We start from the raw sequence: 20,047 nt of genomic DNA, 5'->3' as shown, positions 1-20,047 counted from the left end.
ATTGCTTAGAATAAGAAGTAGCGTTGAGCTAACGGTAAGACATCAACCGGTTCACAGGTAACAGGGTTACCGTCTACTTTGACCTCATAGGTTTGCGGATCAACATCGAGTCTTGGGGTTGCATCATTAAATTTCATATCTTTTTTAGTTAGATTACGAATGCCGTGGACAGGTAATGTCTCTTTCCTTAAATTATATTTATCTTTAATTTTATTATGTTGCGCTGCCTCAGAAACAAAGGTAAAGGAAGATTTAGCTAAAGCCTCACCGTATGCGCCATACATATGGCGATAAGTAACTGGTTGTGGCGTAGGAATTGAACCATTTGAATCTCCCATTTCTGAAACTGCAACCATACCACTTTTAATCACTAATTCTGGTTTGGCACCAAAGAAAGCTGGTTCCCATAAAACGAGATCAGCAAATTTACCTTCTTCAACTGAGCCAACATAGTCCGCAATGCCTTGAGCCAATGCTGGATTAATAGTGTATTTTGAAATATACCGTTTAGCACGGAAGTTATCATTATCACCAGTTTCTTCTGGTAACGGTCCCCTTTGCATTTTCATTTTACTTGCTGCTTGCCAAGTACGGGTAATAACTTCACCGACACGACCCATTGCTTGAGAGTCAGAACTCATAATACTAAAGATACCCATATCTTGAAGAATATCTTCGGCTGCAATCGTTTCTTTACGGATACGAGAATCCGCAAAAGCGACATCTTCTGGAATATCTGGATTTAAATGGTGGCATACCATTAACATATCTAAGTGCTCATCTAGTGTATTCGTTGTATATGGCATTGTTGGGTTAGTTGATGCCGGTAAAACGTTTGGTAAGCTAGCTAATTTAATAATATCTGGCGCATGACCACCCCCAGCACCCTCAGTATGGAAGGTGTGAATGACACGATCACCGATAGCTTCAGCGGTCCGTTCTACAAATCCTGTTTCATTTAGTGTATCCGTATGAATCGCTACTTGAATATCATACTCATCTGCAACTTTTAGCGAATTATCAATAGCAGCAAAGGTTGCTCCCCAGTCTTCATGGACTTTCAGACCAGCTGCACCTGCCTCAATCTGTTCAGCTAGTGGGGCTGTTACCGCACCATTACCTTTTCCAAGTAAACCAACATTAATAGGTAATCCATCAACAGCTTGTAACATACGTTCAATATTCCAAGCACCTGGTGTACATGTGGTTGCTTTGGTGCCAGCTGCTGGACCAGTCCCACCACCAAATAGAGTAGTTACACCACTTTCAAGAGCGACATCAGCTTGTTCCGGTGAGATAAAATGGACATGAGTATCAATACCGCCTGCGGTTAGAATTCGTCCTTCACCAGCGATAATTTCTGTAGCATTCCCACAAACAATGTCGACTTTATCCATTGTGCCCGGGTTTCCAGCTTTACCAATTTTTTGGATTTTTCCATCTCGAATGGCTACATCAGCCTTAATAATACCAGTATAATCAAGGATTAAAGCATTAGTAATCACAACATCAGGTACCTGGTCTGAACGTAAAATACGAGAATCCATCCCCATACCTTCACGGGCGACCTTGCCTCCACCAAAGACTAACTCATCGCCATAGTTAGTGTAGTCTTTCTCTACTTCAATAATGATATCTGTATCACCTAAGCGTACCTTATCGCCAGTTGTTGGTCCGTAGAGATCAACATACTGTTTTCTAGAAATTTCTCTACTCATCATAGGCCCCCAATTCTATCATATCTAGCTTACCGTTGGTCTTATTGTTTAGGCCATATACTTCACGGTTACCTCGAATTTCAACTAATTCGATCTCTTTTTCATCCTGTGGTTCAAAACGTACCGCTGTACCAGCAGGCACATTTAAACGATAGCCAAAGGCAGCTTGACGATCGAATTTCATATCTCTATTAATTTCAAAAAAGTGATAGTGTGATCCTACTTGGACAGGACGATCACCAGTGTTAATTACTTTAATGGTTTTGGTTTGACACCCCTCATTCAAAGTTATCGGTGTATCACTATAAAAATATTCTCCTGGAATCATCTGTTAACCCCCCTTATCTTATTGGATGATGAACTGTTACCAACTTAGTACCATCAGGGAAAGTACATTCTACTTGAATATCCGGAATCATCGATCCAATACCTTCCATGACATCGTCTTCAGATAAAATAGTTGCGCCATAAGACATTAGTTCGGACACAGTTTTACCCTCCCTAGCGCCTTCCATTACTTCGTCAGTAATCAATGCGATTGTTTCAGGATAATTTAATTTAATTCCCTTAGCTCTTCTTCTACGAGCAACTTCAGCTGCTACTACAATAAGTAATTTGTCGCGTTCTCTACTTGTAAGCTTCACAAGAATACCTTCTTTCTTTTAATAGATAAATATAATAAGCATTTAATTTTTTGCCTATCTCACCTCCTTTATCGTGCCTTCGTTCAATTGAACAACACGATGACAATAATTGTTTAGGAGGTAATAATCATGGCTTACTAATAAAACAGTTAATTGTTCTTCTTCCGATAATTTTTTTAATATATTTAGTAGTTTCACGGCTTCTTTTAAATCAAGTGCGGAGGTTGCTTCATCACAAATAAGGAACTTCGGCTCAACTGCTAACGCCCGCGCCAAAGCAACTCTTTGGCATTGACCAGTACTTAATTGAGGCGGTTTTTTTAGCCAATGTTTTTGCGCTAAACCAACTAGCTTAAGATATTTTTTAGCATAATGATTACGTTCAGACTTTCGATATTTTTTTTGATAATTTAAACCTTCACAGACTATATCAATGATGCGTTTTTTTGGATTTAATACACCACGTGCATTTTGAAATATCATCTGCATACTACTAGCGTATTGGCGGCGTTCACCAGATGACAAAGCATTTAAATTCTGCCCTTCAAAGTAAATATTCCCCGTAACATGATGAGCTAGGCCCATGACACACTTAACTAGAGTTGATTTGCCACAACCAGATTCACCTATTAATCCTATAACTTCTCCATAGTGTATATTTAATGATAGATTATCTATAATTTTTCGATTATTATAGGACTTATTTAGCTCTGATATTTTCAATATAATTTCAGTTTCAGGAACATCTACTGATGCTGTCGCCTTAAATTCACTAGCATGATTTGTCATTGATTGACCTATAGTATTTTTTTGCTGATTAAAAAATATATCTGTGTCCGCTGTTGACAGCATAGCTTTGTCAAGAACAATTATCCGGTCAGCGATTTTCTGGGCAAAAAATAAATCATGAGTAATAATCAGCTGGCTCATATCATTTGATAACTGCTTCAACAATTCAATAACTTGTTGACAGCTAGTTGGGTCTAAAGCAGAAGTTGGTTCATCAGCTAGTAGCATTTTTACCTGGCAAAATAAAGTTAAAGCAATGCTAACACGTTGGCACAGCCCCCCACTAAGCTGATACGGATAGGAAGCTAAAACATCATCTGGAGAACTAATATTTAAAAATGATAATAAACGCTTAACTTTTTTTCAATCTGTGATTCGGAACATATAACATGCTGCCTAGCTACTTCCCTAAAAATATCTATTACTTTTCGATTAGGATTTAGAGTTAGCATTGCATCTTGCATAATTAGACCGATTTCCCGACCACGCATCGTCTTTATAATAGGTTGATACTTACCTGATTCGTATACAGCTTCATTTAAAAAGTAATAACTGCCGCTTTCAATCATCATGTTGTCAGGTAAAACGCCCATCAAAAAATTTATTAAGGTCGATTTACCTTCTCCTGAAGGCCCGAGAAGGACTACTCGCTCCCCAGCATAAACCTGGAAATTAATATTTTTAAAGACAGTAACTTTGCTTTGATTAGACATATAGGAAATTGTCAAGTTCTTTACTTCTATAATTGGTTCAGTCATCTTTTACCTCCTCACCAAAAGAAACAAGGTGATAAGGTTGATAAAGGGCTTTAAGCCCCTCTCCTAGTAGATTAAGCGCAACAATTAAGGTAAAAATACTTAAAATTGGCCAAATTAAAAGTTGGGGCACCTGCATCATGTAAGGCCTAGCATCAGCTAGCATGCCTCCCCATTCTGGCTGTGGTGGTTGTGCGCCCATGCCAAAAAAAGACACCGTTGCTAAAGAAGCAATCATACTTGCCATTTCAAAAGTCATCTGTACAGTGATAGGCGTCAATAAGTTGGGGAGGATCTCTTTAAAAAATAACTGTAACGGATTAGCACCTAACACTTTGGCAGCTAATACACGTTCATCGATACTGTCTTCTAAAATCAATTCACGACTGAGCCTAGCGAAGGGCGCCCACCATACTGCAATAGCCAAAACTAGTAATTGCGTTAGACCTCTACCAAAAACAGTTGAAATTAACATGGCTAAAACAATATAAGGCATTGCTAGTAAAATATCTGATAACCTCATAATCAAGCGATCGGGCCAGTGTTCACTAAAATAAGCGCTAATGGCACCAAAAAAAACGCCAATTGTGGCAGCACAAAGCATGCTTACGAAACTTAAAAATACTGTTAGTCTGCCTCCATAAAGAATTCGTGAAAAAATATCACGACCAAAATGGTCTGTGCCAAATAAATGTTGCCAGCTAGGTGGTAAAAATGCCTGACTCGAATCATTCAATAAAGGGTTGTAAGGGGTAATCATTGGAGCCATGGTGAACAATAAGCACATAATTACTAATAAACCTAATCCTAGCAATGCTAATAATTTACCTTTACACTGCATGCTTTAATCCCCCTTTAAGCCTTGGATTAATTAGAGGATAAAATAGTTCTAAGCTTTGATTAAAAATAATTACAATCGCAAGAACGACAACCATATAAGCTTGGATAATCGGATAGTCTTGAGCCATGATACCTTCCAAACCATATTTAGCTAAACCAGACCACGCAAATATTTCTTCCGTGACAACCATACCCCCAATTGACTGAGAAAAGTATATACCCACTAATGTTAATATAGGTAACCTAGCATTCATTAAGGCGCGCCACATAACTTGTTTCCTTGAAAAACCCATCATCATATAGTTAGTGATATAAGGTTTAGTCATCTCTTCCAATAAACGTTGGTAAATTTGGCGCATGATCACAGGACTTGAAGTAAACATAATCACAAGCGTCGGCAACCACAAGCGTTGCCAAATAGTGCCTGTTAATAATTGGTAAATCGGCCATTTTACAGTAAACAGTATTAAACAAGCAATTGCGACCGCAAAATAAGGAAGAGAGCGAACCAATATAGTTAGGACTTTTAAGATTCTATCAGGCCACTCATTAACGTAGTACACACCAATCCATGCTCCAGCAACTGCAATAATCACTACAAAAATAGTAGAAACGCTTGCTAATAATAGTGACTGTGGTAAAAACATTTTTATATTAGCAAGTATAGATTCTCCAGTTAATATAGACTAGCCAAAATCAAAATGTAAAATATCATAAAGCCAATGCCAATACTGAGTGATTAAAGGCAAATTCATGCCCAAAGCATCTTTATGTTCTTGTAAAGCTTGACTTTGAATCACTTGGTCAATTGCTAACCCACCACTTTGACTATAAAGTCGCACTAGGGGGTCTCCTGGAATCTGTCTTAATAGCATAAAGATAATCAAAGAAGCTGCTAACAATGTGACTATTAGCTCAATAAAGTGTTTAATTAACCATTTCAATAAACAAGCCTTCTCTCTAATTGCCCGAATTAACGCTTAATTTATTGGAGATGACATTTTCAAACTGCATAAAATGCGCCTCAAAGCCTTTTACATCTTTTTGCTTACCATATAAAGAAGGGCGTGGCATAAGTGCAATTAACGGTGCGTCTTCAGCAGTCATTCTATTTATTTCTTTGGCTATCTCATTTTGTCTTTGACTATCGCCTTCTTGAGATAACTGATTCAATAGTGATTCAACTTCAGGATTATAGTATTTACCGTAATTGATTGAGCCATCTTTTGAAAATTCTTGAGATAAACCAGTATATAAGTCGCCAAAAGTATCCCAAGCCTCGATGATACCATCCCAATCACCATTTTCACGCGCCTGTTCAATGACGCTATAATCAACATGGTTTAAATTAACTTTAACACCTAGTTCAATCCACTGACCTTGCAAAGATTCACCTAGCAGCTTATCAGTACCCCAAGTCATTAATTTCAATTCAAGGGGCTGACCGTCCTTATAGCGGATACCATCTGCCTCTTTTTTCCAGCCAGCCTGATCTAATAACGCCTCTGCCTTTGCCTTATCGTACTTAGGATAGACAGCGGTAGCTTCTTCACTAAAGCTTGGATGAGTACCTAACCAAGTAGCACTTGGTGCAGCATAGCCATTCCAAGCACTGTCACATAAAGCTTGTCGATTTGTTCCCCAAGCTAGAGCTTGACGTACTTGTTTATCAGATAATGGACCGCGTTGTTGATTAAGATAAACAGATAGCGTTGAGCTAGATTTTGAATTAATTAGGTCTTCCTTAGAATTTTCTTCAACTTCTTTAGCATTGGCAGTTGATAAATGGCCGACAATATCAGCTTGTCCTGATTTTAGAGCGATCAGACGTGACTGTTAATCCGATACTTCTTGCATCGTAACATGCTCAATTTTTGCTAAATCTCCGTAGTATTGGTCATTTCTAACTAGTTCTAAAGACTGTTTAGGGGTAAATTTTTCAATCTTATATGGTCCCGTTAAATCAACTTGATCAACACTTTCAAAGGATTTATCAGGGTTTAGAATAGTAATTTTAGATAGGTTCAAAGGCACATCCAAACCAGGGATATCACTCACAACACTAATCTCTTTTTCACTATCTGCAGTTAATGTTAACCCACGTAATAAACTTTCAACTGAGGGATTAACCGCTTTAGAACGTTCATAAGAAGCAATGACCTTATCCGCAGTTACTGGCTCTCCTGACCAATATTTAGCCTTAGGATTTAAATGAATTTTCCAGTGGGTATCATCAATTTGTTCAGCTTTATCAGCTAATTGATTTTCAACCTCACCTTTGCTGTTAACCCAGAACAATGCTTCTGCTGCACCAGCTCTTTTCAAATAGGAATCTGTGAGCGGCTTATCTGGATCTAGTGTAGAATTAATATCCCGATCAACATAGACCAAAGATTCATCAGCAACCGACTCACTACTTATATTTGATTGGCAAGCTACTAACGATAACGAAAGTATACTAGCTAGCCCAACAAAATATAATTTATTCCTTTTTCTCATTCATTCCATCTCCTTGCAAAAAATAACAGAGTAATTATACTCCTAGTTTAATTTTTTAGTTTTTAAAAATTCATAAAGCGAAATCTTTCGAAGTATTTAATTATCCAAATTATAATTAGCTTTTATTATGGGTAAATTCAAAGATTAGAGGTTCATATTGGCTCTTAAGAAGATAGTTTTCAGAAAAATAAAAACCAAACTAGTTAAATACCACCTCAACTTCCTTTGTTAACTTCCGGTAAATTTAGTGTGAGTCTTTTGTAAATTTTCATTTTCCCTAGCTTCAGGCGAGCCTTTAGCCGCAAATCATGCTATATTAGAGACAGAAAATTGTTGCTTTAGCCACTGCTTAATGCGGAAGGGAGACTTCATGCACACTCAATTTAGCGCCTATGCGGAACGTCCTTATGACAACGACCAGGCCGACCTACTTGCCCGGCTCTTTGACCAGGCAGCTGATATTGTTAAGCTCGATGAAGAAAGTTTTGCCCAGAAACAGGGCTTGGACCCAGAAAGTTTGCGCGGCGACCTCTATGCCATTGATGGGCTGACATACACTGACCTGCAGAATTATCTTAAATTCCACCGCCCTGACCTGCTAGCCGACACCAGCCCGGCTGCTTGGGCCTACCACCACTACCGCCTGCTGAGTCAGGACCTAATTGGTTACTATGACAACCAGACCATGCTGGAAAACTACCGGATTTGGCTTGAACAAAGTAACCTGGTTGATATTATTTACCAAGATGACAGCCAAGCCCAGGTCGCCCATTTCCTTAGCCAGCAACTGGTGGCCCTGGGTATCGAAAGCCAGGTCACTGGTCCCTTCGATAGGGAAACGGACTGGCGAAAGGACCGGCGCCTGACCCGACTTAAAGACGCTGATTTTGTGATTGTCCTTGACTACTTGGACCCCAACCACCAGCTCTACAAGCAAATCTTTGACCTCCAGGCCGCGGTCGACTTTGCCCCCCTACCCATGCCCCTCCTACCAAACTGGTCGCGGCTGGTTCGCCACACCGACATCAAGGCTGACCCCCAACCCGAAGCTCTTTTTGGCCCGGAAAAAGCCGCATTTTATAGCAACCAGTTAGCCCAAGCTGGCGCCATCCACTTGGTCACCGCCCTGGACCACTACCGGTATTTAAAAGGCCAGGGACTCATGGCCGACTAGGCTAGGTCTGCGACTCCCATAAAACCTTAAGCTTATCTGGTTAAATCAGAAGAACTGTGACCGCGGTCGCAGTTCTTTTTACTTTAATCAAGTGATATTGCTTAAAATAGCTCATTTAATTTTAGACTTTAGTCTAACTCACAAGCTTGAACCCATAGTGAACTAGCTTAACAAGGCGGCTTAAGCTAGTTCGCGGACCAAGAAAAAGGCGAAATAGCAGCGAAACCGAGCTGATATAGCCTAACTAGGTGACTTAAGCTATTTCGCCGCCCGAGAACTGGACGATTCGCCATTGAAGCTGCGCTGAAATAGCCTAACTGGGTACCTTAAGCTAGTTCACCACCCATGGAAAAGGCGACATGACAGCGAAACCGAGCTGATATAGCTTAACTGCCTGGCTTAAGCTACTTCATCGCCCGAGAAATGGATAATTCGCCATTGAAGCTGCGCTGAAATAGCCTAACTGGGTACCTTAAGCTACTTCCCCGCCCTCCCCCTATCGGCTCAGGTACAATTCAAAAAGAAAAACCAGGCTGGGGCAGTGACTACTACCCTCAGCCTGGTTGCTTAAAATTCTATTTAGGAGCTCAGACCCTTCAACTTGGTCTGGGCTTTTTTAATGAGGCGCAAGCGGTCCAGCTTACTGGTGTAATTGCGCTGGGTCAGGCAGTTATAGCCGTTTGCCCGCACGGCATCCTGAATACCGTGATAAATCAGGGCCGAAGCCGCTAGCGGCAAGCGGGCCCGGGGGTGGAAGGCTGGTAAGTGGTTAAAGATGCCTTGATAGTAATGGTCAGCATGACCAGCTAGGTCCTCCCACAAGGCCGCAAAGGCTGGCGGCACAGCAAGGTCAGCCCCCTCCTCCTGGCTCAGCTGGCTAATCATAGCTGCATCGACCCCATACTGGGCCATCAGGTCACGGGGCAGGTAAATTCGCCCGCGGTCGCGGTAGTCTTCACCGACATCGCGCAAAATATTAGTGAACTGCATGCCCACCCCTAAGTCCTGGCAGGCCGCCCGCAAGTCGGGATCCCTAGCATCCTGACCCTCCGCCACCAGTATAGGTAGCATCATCAAGCCCACCGACCCGGCCACGTGCTGGCTATAGTAGACCAAATCCGCTAGGCTAGTCACTTTAAAATCAGCCATGTCCAGCAGCTGCCCTTTGATCTGGGCCTTGAGGGCAGAAATTTCAATGCCATAAGTTCTCACCGTCCAGGCAAAGGCCGGCCACCAAGCCAAATCAGCGAAGACCGGGGCCACTGCCTGGTCAGTCTCTAGCCGATCTAGGTTGTCAGCCAGGTCTTCTAAGTGGCCGACAATATCGGCCGGTTGGTTGGCACCCAAATCTTCATCAACCACATCATCCACATAACGGTTGAAGGCATAGAGGGCCGTCACCGCTAAAAAGCGGTCCTTGGGCAAGAGGGAAAAGGCTTGGTAGAAGCTCTTGGAGGCCTGGGCCATGACCTGGTCAGCGTAGGCGAAGGAGGCCTTGAGGTCTGCTGGCGGCTTAAGCGTCATGGTTGGCCGCCCCCCGATCATCCAAAATTAGCTCGTCAGCCGCAATCCGGCCCCCCTCCATGGCCGTCGGGACGCCCGCTCCTGGGTGGGTTGACGAGCCGGTAAAGTAAAGGCCCTCACAATTTTTAGCCTTGGACTGGGGCCGCCAGTGGTTGGACTGCTTCAAGGTCGGTTGCAAGCCAAAGGTCGCCCCCCGGTAGGCAGAAAAGGCCTGCTCAAAGTCTTTAGGACTAAAAAGATGCTCTAGTTCAATCTTGTGGCGGATGTCAGCTAGACCTGGTAGCTTTTCCAAACAATCCAGGGCCCACTGGCGGTAATAAGCGATGGTATCTTCATCGTAATCATGCTTGGCCACCCCCAGTTCTGGCACCGGGATCAAGCAATAGAAGGCCGATTTACCGGTCGGCGCCATGCCCTTGTCACCATTGGACAGGATACTCAAGTAAATCGAGGGCTGGTCAATCAGGTCGCCAGCAAAAATCTGCTTGAGGTTTTTATCTAGGTCAGGAGAGATCATAAAGGAATGCGTCTCCAGGTCATTATATTCCCCATCAACTCCCCAGTAAAAGACCAGGCAGGAGCAGGAATAGTCCATTTGGTCGATATAATCAGGCGTGTACTTGCCCCGGGCCTGGTCATCTTGAACCAGGTTGACCATGGTGTAAGGAAAGTCGGCGTTGGAAATCACATAGTCGGCAAAAATCCGCTGACCTTGGCTGATAACCCCCTTGGCCACCCCGTCATCAATGATAATTTTTTCAACCGGGCTGGCGTAGTGGATCTGACCCCCCAGTTCGGTAAAGAGCCGGGCCATGCCCTGGGCGTGGCTATGCATGCCCCCCTCTAAAAAGTAGACCCCATAGAGAAGCTCGATGAGGGGAATAATATTGTAAAGAGAAGGCCCATTCTCCGGCGACACCCCGATATAGAGGGTTTGGAAGGCCATCATTTCCTGTAACTTTTTCGAAGGAATAAACTTGGCCATCATATTTTTAGCCGAGTCAAAAGTTTTTAGTTTCAGCGTCTGCCGCAGCATAAAGGGATTATAAATATCCCGCTTGTTGCGGAAAGGCCGGCGGATAAAGTATTTGACCGCCACCTCATAACGCCGGTACATCTCGCTCATATAATCCAGCAGCCCTTGGGCATTACCCGGCCCCAAAGATTCCGCCATGGCAGTCAGCTTGGTCAGGTCGTTAGACACAGAATAGCGTTCATAATCGTCACCCATAAAGTAAACATCATACATGGGATCGAGCTGGCGCAGCTTAATATAGTCGCGGTAGTCCCGACCCGCAGCCTCATAGATCCCCTTATAGGCTTCCGGCCACATGACTAAAGTCGGCCCCACATCAAAGGTAAAACCCTGGTCCTTGATCTGGTGCATCTTACCACCCGGAATGGCTTGTTGTTCATAAATACTGACCTGGTAGCCCTGGCGTTGCAGGTGAATAGCCGCCGTTAAACCAGCCATCCCGGCCCCAATTACAATTACTTCTTTCATAGCTGTCCCCTTTTATTAAATGTTGCTAATTTTTCTATAGTAGGCATTGCATATTGTACCCTTAAAAAAGCCCCTTCACAAGGAAAGGGGCTGGATTAATTTTAAATGTCACTTTTAATAGCGAGGTCGGGAGACATCGCCCCACTCCAGGCTACCCATGGGGAACTTTGGTGCCTGTTTTAGTTCTTCCAAATAAGCCTGGTCCAAGACCCCAGATTGGTTAATTGGTCCCCCATCTGGCTTGATGCCATAATCATAGTCATAACTACCAACTTCAACTAGGTCCTCACCCTGGAACTCATATAAGCGGTAGCCACCTGTATTCGCCCCACCCGATCCATGGACCAGGAATGGGTTATTGGCCAGCCAGGTCAGGCCGCTACGCTCAGCTAGGGTGTCATCGTTAAAGATGCGCTCAAATCCTCTGTCTGGTGTTTGTCGGTAGATTTCAAACACTTTGTCCGGCGACAGCATAAAAACAACTTCATCAACGCCGTCACCAGTAAAATCATAAAGCGTATACATTACCATCTTGTCATAGCGGGCCGCAATATGAGCTGCCAAATCATTTACATAGCCACTGGGGCCAGTATAGGAGGTCCCATCTTTAATATCTTTGATACGCTCACGCCATACTCTAATAAATATGCCAAAAGGTACGTCCTGTAAGGCCTGATCAATTTTCATCACCCGTTGATCAGGACCTTTCATTAAATAAGAATCTCCCCAACGTAACATCTCTTGACCCAACACTTCCTCAACATAGAAATCATACTGATTAATTTTTCCCGACAAGTCTTGCGTAAACATATGGTAGTTTTCTATATCAAGTACAACATGGTTGCCCTTAATAATAATATCTCTAATCTCGCCTGTCACGCTCTGACCACCACTATCACGTGTGAAATGATTTGGTTCAAGCACCAGTCCACCCGAAGAAGCAAAATTGCCATCCGTATAATAATACCGCCCCAATAAGTCTTCATAGCGTAACTCCGGCTGGTTGTCTGGTGCTGGTTCAGCTACAAGGCTTTCTTGGCCATCATCGTTAGCTTGACCTGAGCTGTTGCCGTCATTTGGCTTGTAATAATTACTAATATCGCCATCTGGGCTCGCAGTGTCCTCATAAATCAAGTCGCAGGCCCCCAGCAAACAGGCCGCGACTACCATCGTTAAGCATAATTTCACCTTCATAGTGTCACCTCTTTAGTCCATCTTTTCCCCCATCTTAGTCAAGACCAAGCCCCAGGTCAAAGGAATTCCAGGCTGATTTCCTAAATCGTTCTAATTCATTCCTGACTGTCATTTTTTCAGGCAAATAAGTACAAAAAAGCCCCGCTTATCGGGGCGGTAATATTTATCACATTAGTCAACTTGAAGGCTAGCGGTCATAGCCTGGATAAAGGCCCTTTCCAGATGGTTAAAATGACGGTCATCACGGTAAAGCCAGCCTAGCATAAATTGATGACGGTCAGCTGTTTGGAGATCGCGGCCAACAATTTGTGAACCTTGGTCTTGGTGGAGTTTATTGTGAAATTGACTGTCACGAATAATAGATACAGCGCCCTGGTTGACCATATAATCGTAAACCAGCTTAAAGGCCGTTGTTCGTAAGACCACATTTAAGGGACCGTGCTGGTTGGTAAAATCAGCAATAAAGTCCTCAATATATTCATCAGTGAAGACAGCTAATTTGACCTGCTTCAGATCAGTGGCACTGAGCTGATCCTGCTTGGCTAGCGGATGGTCGCTGGCCATATAGACTTTAAATTGGGCAGGCATAACTGCCTTAAACTGCAGGTCCAGGAGCTGGTCATAACGCTGGCGGTTGACCACAATAAAGCCTAGATCCAAATTTCCCGCCCTGACCTCACTAACAATTTGATCAGTCAACCCTTCTGCCAGACTCAGTTGAAAATGTGGGTGTTGGTCCTGAAAGATTTGGATCTCAGTTGCAAACTGGGCCATCAACTCATTAGCAACCCCCATCTTGAACAAAAGCGGCTGATTGCTGTTGATGCTGGCAGCCTCAGCCTTTAAGTCAGCCACTGCTGCCAAAACCTGCCTGGCCTGGTCAACAATGCGCTCGCCCTCTGGTGTCAGCTCACTCCCCTTGACGGTCCGTTTAAAAATAGTCACCTGCAATTCATCTTCAAGTTGGGCTAGTGACTGGCTGAGGCCGGCTTGGGACACATGGATATTCCGAGCTGCCTGGGTCAGCGACCTGGTTTGGGCAATCTCAACAATATAAAAGAGCTGGTCTAAATTCATTATGTCCTCCCATAAAAAAATACTCACCATGATTATATCACGGTGAGTAAAGCTAGGCTTATAGGTCTTCTAATTCATCTAAATTGTAGGCTGAACCCGTACCATCTTTTAAAACAGATTTGTCTAAAGAACCTGCTTGATGGAGATGGTAGATGGATTCCCGACCCGGTAAGCATGGATACATATTAGGATCAGAGAAGAGGTTGATCAAACCTGGTGTTAAATGAGATTTTTTAACCTGGTCTGGGGAAATTTCATGAATAATCTCGTCCCCGCGCCCCTCAGAAATTTTCAAACCAAATTCTGGGTCGATCAAGGTGGCCCGACCGACAGCGACTAGGTCCGTATAATTCAAGGCATCTTGGGCCGCTTCTTCAGTCATGACATCGCCAACAATAATTAACTTCATCGGTTCACTTAAGAGTGGCTTGAACAAGTCCGCATAAGTTTGGTCCTGACCCTCAGGTTTGACATCATACTTAGGTAGGGATAGATGGATATAGTCAAATTCAAATTCATCAACCAAGGCTTTGACTAATTCCTGGGCTTCTTGGTAAGAATAGCCGACATTATCGCCATGGATTTCTTCTGGCGACAAACGGTAACCAATGATAAAGTCATCTGGCGCCACATCTTTCAAGGCCTTAAAGACCGCCCGGCAAATTTCTAAAATAAATTTCATCCGGCCAGCTAAGTCCCCACCCCATTGGTCATCACGGCGGTTAGACCAGGCAGAGAAGAATTGTTGGAGCAAGTAGTGGTTGGCACCGTGGATTTCAATCCCATCAAAACCACATTTTACCGCCCGGACAGCTGCCGCAGCGAAATCATCAATGACAGCTTGGATGTCAGCCTCTGTCATTTCTTCCACTTCATAATCCAAGAAGCCAAAGTCAAATTTAGAAGGCGCATAAACTTTTTCACCTTGCTTAGCCCGCCAGTTGGACTCCCGACCTGAGTGGGCTAGCTGTATAATTGCCTTGTTGCCATCTTTTTTAAGGACTTCCGCAACTTTAGACATCCCTTCAATATAAGAATCATTATAAAAACCAGTTTGTTCGCGGTCATCCGCCCAAGACCGGGAAGGCCCACCAGCAAAGCTGACGTAGGAATATTCCACAATAACCATACCCGCTGATTGCGACCGGGCGGCATAATAATTGATGGTATCCTCAGTCACATAGCCGTCATTGGCGCCTGAGTTAGTTAGCATAGGTGGCTGCACAATCCGATTATTTAGGACAGCACCATGGCGTAAAGTGACTTGATCAGTTAATTTTTTCATGAGATATCCTCCTCATCTTTCTGACTATAGTTTACGCCTTTTATTGTGAAAATAATAACAATTAATTATGAACGTATCATAAGCTGGACTTATGGCTGCTTGCCTAGCAAAAAACCAGTAGCAGGGCTACTGGTTGCATCAATTTGCTTTATCATTTTAAACAACTCGGTCCGTCTAAACAACCCGGTCTGTCCGCCTAGCCTGAAACTTGCCAATCAGCCACCTGATCAAGTGGGCCAATAGAATACAAACAATCGCGCCAACGGTATCCAGATAAACATCGGCCAGCATACCCGACCGGTTGAGGGTATAGACCTGGCGCAGTTCGTCAAAGGCGGCCATACCAAAGGTCAGTCCAGCCGCAGTCAAACATAGGACCAAACCATTTTTAATGTGGGTCATCCAGGCCAGATAAAACATCAGCCCTAAACAGCCAAACATGGTCAGGTGGGCCCCCTTGCGGATAAAGAACTCGATAAAGTGGTAGTAGGAAGAGGTGGCGATACTAATCACTTCCCCACCATAGCTAAAGGAAATTTGGCTGAGGGTCCCGTGCAAGGGTTGATTAGGTAGTAGGAATTGCAATAGCGGCACTAGGGATTGTTCTTCGTAGGGCATGGACGATGAAAAATAAAGCATAATGGGAATTAAAATCAGGCCCAGCCAAGCCAGGCGTGAGATGATTTTAGTCACAGAACCCCTCCTTTCAGATCAGTAGAATACTAGTTAATTTAGCAATTTTTAGCCTGGGAAGCAAGGGGTTTGACTTGGGCTGGTGATAGAAATTACTAATCTATCCGCCATTCTGCCATGGTCTTAAATTAGCGCCTCAAAATCCCAACCCCCCTTTATCCCCAGTCTATTATGCTATAATGAGCAATAGATAAGCATAAAAACTTTACGGAGGAAATTGATGTGAAGCCCACTACCCTAAAAAGCTGTCTGGTGACCAGCCTGATGGCCTCCAACCTGATGCGCCAGTCATTCTGGGGTAATGACCAGGTCTTCCACGTCAGCGTCCAAGCCGGTGATTTTTACCTGATGCAGCACACTAACTTCCCTAACTTCCCCAAAGCCATGGTGGCTAACTTTGTTTGGTTTGAGAAATATTAACAGTAAACTAGTCCTATCGAAATAAGCACTAAAAAGAGAAATTTACAGCTTATCCTGTGAATTTCTTTTTTTATTTGTTATCAGACGATCTACAATTGGGATTCAACCATATCCTATCATCTAAACCAAAGGACCAGTTAGGCAGATAATTTGACCTCTTGAGACGAAATCTCAAAAACCCTCGTATCATCTGCTAAAATACAGGCAAGACTTAAGCAGATAGCGCTAACAGTTTGGTAGGTGTATTACTGCACATTATTGATAAGATATTTAACCACCAGTTAGCTGCCAGCCCATCTATAGTCAATATCACTTTATGGAGGGAAACCATGAAACGACCGACATTAAAATATTGCTTACTGACAAGCTTATTGGCGCCAACATTATTAGTCGGACTCAGCCAAAATGTTCAAGCTGATGAAGGTAACTCTTTTACCGTAACCTATAACCCAAACTTAATTACCATCGTTGATGATCCTGACGTGTCGTCAACTGAGCCAGAAAACACTGAGCTTAATACTGGCAATCAGACCAACAATCAGACCAGCCCTCAAACTACTAGCCTAGCGCCAGCGACAGATAATCATGCGGTAGATACAGCTAGTCAAAACAAGCAATCAGACGAGGCGCAAGATCCAGCCCAAATCGACCGTATTGCTGGGCCAAACCGCTTTTCTAACGCAGCGGCCATCAGTCAAACCGGCTGGGAGACCGCCGAAACCGTCCTGCTTGCTAATGGCTATAAGGAAGCTGACGCCCTCACCGGTGCCCCACTAGCTGCCATCTACGATGCACCCATCTTGTTAACGCGAGAAGATAGGCTACCGGAAGAAACAGCTGCCGAACTACGCCGCCTACAGACAAAAAAGGTGATTGTACTTGGCGGCCTAAAATCAGTTCAACAAAAAGTGCAAGATGAGTTAGCCAAAAGCTACGTTGTGGAAAGGATTGGCGGTAAAAACCGCTACCACCAAGCGGCCCTAGTCGCTGATGAAATCCACCGCTTAACTGGTAAAACTAGTCCAGCCTATGTGACCAATGCCTATGCCTTTGCGGATGCCTTGTCAATTGCTCAGGTAGCTGCCAAACAAAAAGCACCTATTTTCTTGACTAAAAAAGACCAAGTCAACCCGTATATTAAGGCCGGTCAAAATAAGATTACCAGCTTTACCATTGTCGGTGGGCCAGCCTCAATTAACAGTCAGGTTGAAAATCAATTAAAAGCTTTAAAACCGACGGAACGAATTAGTGGTAAAAATCGCTACCGAGTGAGTCAAAATATCATCAACAAGTACGGCTCATTTAAGGAAAATGACCGGCATCTCTACGTCGTATCTGGCGAAGCCTTTGCGGATGCCCTGGCCGCTTCAGTATTAGCCAATAAAGTTAAAACACCTATGCTGTTAGTCCGCAATCAAGCATACGAACTAGGTTTTACTGGCCAGTTCATGCTATCAATGGGTGTACGCTCCCTGACATTAATCGGCGGGCCTCGCACAATAACACCTGCGACTAGTCAAAAGTTGGCATCATATCTAAAATTTATTAATAAATCATCGACTCAATATCCAACAACTACACCGTCAGATACCAAAGTAAAATTGGATTTCACACGAGCAACTCCTTATCTAAAACCTGGAAAAATTATACCTGATTCAATCGATATCAAGCAGATTTCTCCTAATTTAACCCTCAAAGAAGCACTTGAAATGCAAGGTGGTATATGGACAAACCCTAAAATCACCAATAAAGGAAACAAGTTATCTATAGTCGAAGAACGGAAGAATATTACGAATGGTGTACGTATTATACTACCTAAACATGATTTATCAATTAAGGATTTAAGAGATGGTAATTATAAAGCACCACTAGATGACTACCTGATTACTATGACTCCTATTTCATTTAAAAACACACCAATAACAGTTAACAACTTCAAGGAATATGTCCCATATGCCTTTATAGAAGCCTTTAATAATAATATGATTTTTAGTCAAGAAAAACTCAACCATGCTTTTGCAAAATTATTGAACGCTGAGCGTGCTCGAAAAGGCTTAAACCCGCTGCAGGTTAATACCGATCCACGTGTCATCGCGGCTAACCATTCAAGAACTTTAGACTTAGCTCGTCACGGCTATCTGAAAGGTTATAATTTGGATACTGGCGAGTTTCACGGTGCGCATACCACCCCGAATGGGCTAAATGTTAAACAATATTATCAGACTAAAGATTTAGGACCATGGCGCTATTCAGGTGAAAACTCAGCCTCAAACTTTATTACATCAGTTTTTGACCTTACAAACGAAGAAAAAATTGCCCAGACATTCTTTAACCAATGGAAAAATTCCCCTGGACATTATGCAAATATGATGACTAATTTTGGCAATGATAGCGGTACCTTCCACTTAAGTGTTAAAGCAGGTGATTTCTATTACGAGGGTGGACAAAACTCTTTCTATAAATCATTTACTGCTAATTTTGTGACCTTTCATCAATTACCTGAATGGTGGCAGGGGTAAAAAGAAATAGAAGTATCTAAGTTTAAATAATAAACTAGTCATTAGCTAACTACCAAAAAAATAAACCAGATGGAGGAACCATGATGAATACAAAACAAATTAAGCGATATTTGGCTGCCAGCCTCTTGGCCCCTGGCCTGATTATGGCCTTTAGCCAAAATGTGCAGGCTGATGAGTTAACAGAAAATAGTCAAAGCAATCCAAGCGCCCAAGAAGCTACCCTGCTTGGCCAAGACCAGCAAGTAAGCATTGATCAACCAACTAACGACCAAGCAGTCTCAACAGAAACACCAGTAGTTGAATCGACTGAGGTCAAAACTAGCAGCTCCCAAGAAGATGACAATATTAGCCAAGAGCCAACTACCTATACCAATGACACAAAAAATTACCGTGAAAACAGTGATTTTGCTATTAAACCAGCCACTAAATATGCGCGACCAAGCCTGGGCATGAATAATCGGATTGCCGGCGCCAACCGCTTTTCTAACGCAGTGGCTATCAGCCAAGCTGGTTGGGAAACTGCTGAGACTGTACTTTTAGCTAATGGTTACAAGGAAGCTGATGCCTTAACCGGTGCACCCCTGGCAGCTGTTTACGAGTCACCGATTTTATTAACGAGAGAAGACCGACTGCCAGAAGAAACACTGGCCGAACTACGCCGCCTACAAACTAAAAAAGTCATCATTCTCGGCGGGCTAAAATCAGTCCAACAGAAAGTGCAAGATGAATTAGCCAAAAGCTACGTCGTGGAACGTATCGGCGGCAAAAATCGCTACCACCAAGCAGCGTTAGTGGCTGATGAAATGTACCGCATAACCGGTAAGCAAGGTCCAGCCTATGTGACCAATGCCTATGCCTTTGCAGATGCCCTGTCAATAGCCCAAGTTGCTGCTAGACAAAAAGCCCCTATTTTCTTGACCAAAAAAGGCCAGCTTGATGACCATATTAAACAAGCTAGTTCAAGAATAACCAGCTTTACAATTGTCGGTGGACCTGTTTCTGTTTCTAGCCAAGTAGAAAATCATTTAAAAGGTTTGAAAGCGACCAGCCGTATTTCTGGTAAAAACCGTTTTGAAGTAAGTCAAAATATCATTCTCAATTACGAACTAACCAAAACAAAACGCCATGCTATTATCGTCTCCGGTTATGCTTTTGCTGATGCCCTGGCTGCCTCAGTCTTTGCCGCTAAATTAGAGTTACCACTCCTCTTGATTAAAAACCAAAAACAAGAATCAGAACTTTCTGAACAAGGATACTTTATCAAACGACGTGGCATTAACCGCATGACGATTATTGGTGGTCAAAAAACCATCCCACACGAAACCCAACAATTTTTAAGAAGTCTAATTGCTAAAGGTATCTACCTTGGCCCAGTGGATGAATATATGTTTGATTAATCACTAACAAAAATA

Annotated in this window: 18 protein-coding genes and 2 pseudogenes; 4 read left to right on the top strand and 16 right to left on the bottom strand. The window is 43.1% G+C overall.

Features of this window, described 5'->3' with window-relative positions:
* Nucleotides 1–5 precede the first annotated feature (5 nt).
* The 10 genes and pseudogenes from ureC to AWM75_RS08865 all read right to left on the bottom strand — a co-directional run bounded on the left by ureC (nucleotide 6) and on the right by AWM75_RS08865 (nucleotide 7,245).
* Complete coding sequence (ureC, locus tag AWM75_RS08105) at nucleotides 6–1,718, bottom strand: urease subunit alpha (RefSeq protein ID WP_067980657.1); 1,713 nt, start codon at nucleotides 1,716–1,718, stop codon at nucleotides 6–8.
* Entirely contained in the window at nucleotides 1,711–2,046 is a 336-nt protein-coding gene (locus tag AWM75_RS08100) for an urease subunit beta (RefSeq protein ID WP_067980656.1), read from the bottom strand. The genes ureC and AWM75_RS08100 overlap by 8 nt, the downstream gene beginning before the upstream one ends.
* A 13-nt stretch (nucleotides 2,047–2,059) precedes the next feature.
* Nucleotides 2,060–2,362, bottom strand: coding sequence for an urease subunit gamma (locus AWM75_RS08095; RefSeq protein ID WP_067980653.1), 303 nt, complete (start codon nucleotides 2,360–2,362; stop codon nucleotides 2,060–2,062).
* Nucleotides 2,363–2,416: 54 nt separating this feature from the next.
* Complete coding sequence (locus tag AWM75_RS08090) at nucleotides 2,417–3,379, bottom strand: ABC transporter ATP-binding protein (RefSeq protein WP_067980651.1); 963 nt, start codon at nucleotides 3,377–3,379, stop codon at nucleotides 2,417–2,419.
* 33 nt (nucleotides 3,380–3,412) lie between these two features.
* A pseudogene (locus AWM75_RS08965) lies at nucleotides 3,413–3,481 on the bottom strand (hypothetical protein); the annotation flags it as partial.
* Between the two features lie 2 nt (nucleotides 3,482–3,483).
* Nucleotides 3,484–3,909 (bottom strand): ATP-binding cassette domain-containing protein, encoded by a 426-nt coding sequence (locus AWM75_RS08085; protein ID WP_067980649.1) that lies wholly within the window; start codon nucleotides 3,907–3,909, stop codon nucleotides 3,484–3,486.
* Nucleotides 3,902–4,747 (bottom strand): ABC transporter permease, encoded by an 846-nt coding sequence (locus AWM75_RS08080; protein ID WP_067980647.1) that lies wholly within the window; start codon nucleotides 4,745–4,747, stop codon nucleotides 3,902–3,904. The genes AWM75_RS08085 and AWM75_RS08080 overlap by 8 nt, the downstream gene beginning before the upstream one ends.
* Nucleotides 4,737–5,393 (bottom strand): ABC transporter permease, encoded by a 657-nt coding sequence (locus AWM75_RS08075; RefSeq protein ID WP_067980645.1) that lies wholly within the window; start codon nucleotides 5,391–5,393, stop codon nucleotides 4,737–4,739. Before AWM75_RS08075 ends, AWM75_RS08080 begins: the two co-directional genes overlap by 11 nt.
* A 39-nt stretch (nucleotides 5,394–5,432) precedes the next feature.
* Complete coding sequence (locus AWM75_RS08070) at nucleotides 5,433–5,690, bottom strand: ABC transporter permease family protein (protein ID WP_067980643.1); 258 nt, start codon at nucleotides 5,688–5,690, stop codon at nucleotides 5,433–5,435.
* Between the two features lie 16 nt (nucleotides 5,691–5,706).
* Nucleotides 5,707–7,245, bottom strand: a pseudogene (locus AWM75_RS08865) (ABC transporter substrate-binding protein).
* 352 nt (nucleotides 7,246–7,597) lie between these two features.
* On the opposite strand from AWM75_RS08865, the gene AWM75_RS08055 reads away from it, so the two are divergent.
* Nucleotides 7,598–8,419, top strand: coding sequence for a hypothetical protein (locus AWM75_RS08055; protein ID WP_145862473.1), 822 nt, complete (start codon nucleotides 7,598–7,600; stop codon nucleotides 8,417–8,419).
* A gap of 579 nt (nucleotides 8,420–8,998) precedes the next feature.
* Here the strand turns inward: AWM75_RS08055 and AWM75_RS08050 are convergent.
* The 6 genes from AWM75_RS08050 to AWM75_RS08025 form a co-directional block, all read right to left on the bottom strand.
* Nucleotides 8,999–9,943, bottom strand: coding sequence for a phytoene/squalene synthase family protein (locus AWM75_RS08050; RefSeq protein ID WP_067980636.1), 945 nt, complete (start codon nucleotides 9,941–9,943; stop codon nucleotides 8,999–9,001).
* On the bottom strand, nucleotides 9,933–11,447 hold the full coding sequence (locus AWM75_RS08045; RefSeq protein ID WP_067980634.1) for a phytoene desaturase family protein: 1,515 nt from the start codon (nucleotides 11,445–11,447) through the stop codon (nucleotides 9,933–9,935). Before AWM75_RS08045 ends, AWM75_RS08050 begins: the two co-directional genes overlap by 11 nt.
* 114 nt (nucleotides 11,448–11,561) lie before the next feature.
* Complete coding sequence (locus AWM75_RS08040) at nucleotides 11,562–12,641, bottom strand: hypothetical protein (RefSeq protein WP_067980631.1); 1,080 nt, start codon at nucleotides 12,639–12,641, stop codon at nucleotides 11,562–11,564.
* Between the two features lie 171 nt (nucleotides 12,642–12,812).
* Entirely contained in the window at nucleotides 12,813–13,718 is a 906-nt protein-coding gene (locus AWM75_RS08035) for a LysR family transcriptional regulator (RefSeq protein WP_067980629.1), read from the bottom strand.
* Nucleotides 13,719–13,776: 58 nt separating this feature from the next.
* Complete coding sequence (locus AWM75_RS08030; protein WP_067980627.1) at nucleotides 13,777–15,003, bottom strand: oxidoreductase; 1,227 nt, start codon at nucleotides 15,001–15,003, stop codon at nucleotides 13,777–13,779.
* Between the two features lie 174 nt (nucleotides 15,004–15,177).
* On the bottom strand, nucleotides 15,178–15,696 hold the full coding sequence (locus AWM75_RS08025; protein WP_067980625.1) for a VanZ family protein: 519 nt from the start codon (nucleotides 15,694–15,696) through the stop codon (nucleotides 15,178–15,180).
* A gap of 222 nt (nucleotides 15,697–15,918) precedes the next feature.
* Here AWM75_RS08025 and AWM75_RS08020 point away from each other — a divergent pair, with 222 nt between their 5' ends.
* The 3 genes from AWM75_RS08020 to AWM75_RS08010 all read left to right on the top strand — a co-directional run bounded on the left by AWM75_RS08020 (nucleotide 15,919) and on the right by AWM75_RS08010 (nucleotide 20,032).
* Nucleotides 15,919–16,116 carry a hypothetical protein gene (locus tag AWM75_RS08020; protein ID WP_067980623.1) on the top strand — a complete coding sequence of 66 codons (198 nt, stop codon included), beginning with the start codon at nucleotides 15,919–15,921 and terminating at the stop codon, nucleotides 16,114–16,116.
* Nucleotides 16,117–16,445: 329 nt separating this feature from the next.
* Nucleotides 16,446–18,635 carry a cell wall-binding repeat-containing protein gene (locus AWM75_RS08015; RefSeq protein WP_067980620.1) on the top strand — a complete coding sequence of 730 codons (2,190 nt, stop codon included), beginning with the start codon at nucleotides 16,446–16,448 and terminating at the stop codon, nucleotides 18,633–18,635.
* An 83-nt stretch (nucleotides 18,636–18,718) separates the two neighbouring features.
* Entirely contained in the window at nucleotides 18,719–20,032 is a 1,314-nt protein-coding gene (locus AWM75_RS08010) for a cell wall-binding repeat-containing protein (RefSeq protein ID WP_067980619.1), read from the top strand.
* The last annotated feature ends 15 nt before the right edge of the window (nucleotides 20,033–20,047 follow it).

Source organism: Aerococcus urinaehominis (assembly GCF_001543245.1).
Classification (GTDB): Bacteria; Bacillota; Bacilli; order Lactobacillales; family Aerococcaceae; genus Aerococcus; species Aerococcus urinaehominis.
The sequence above is the reverse complement of the archived record's forward strand: the minus strand, read 5'-3'. Positions and strand labels throughout refer to the sequence as shown.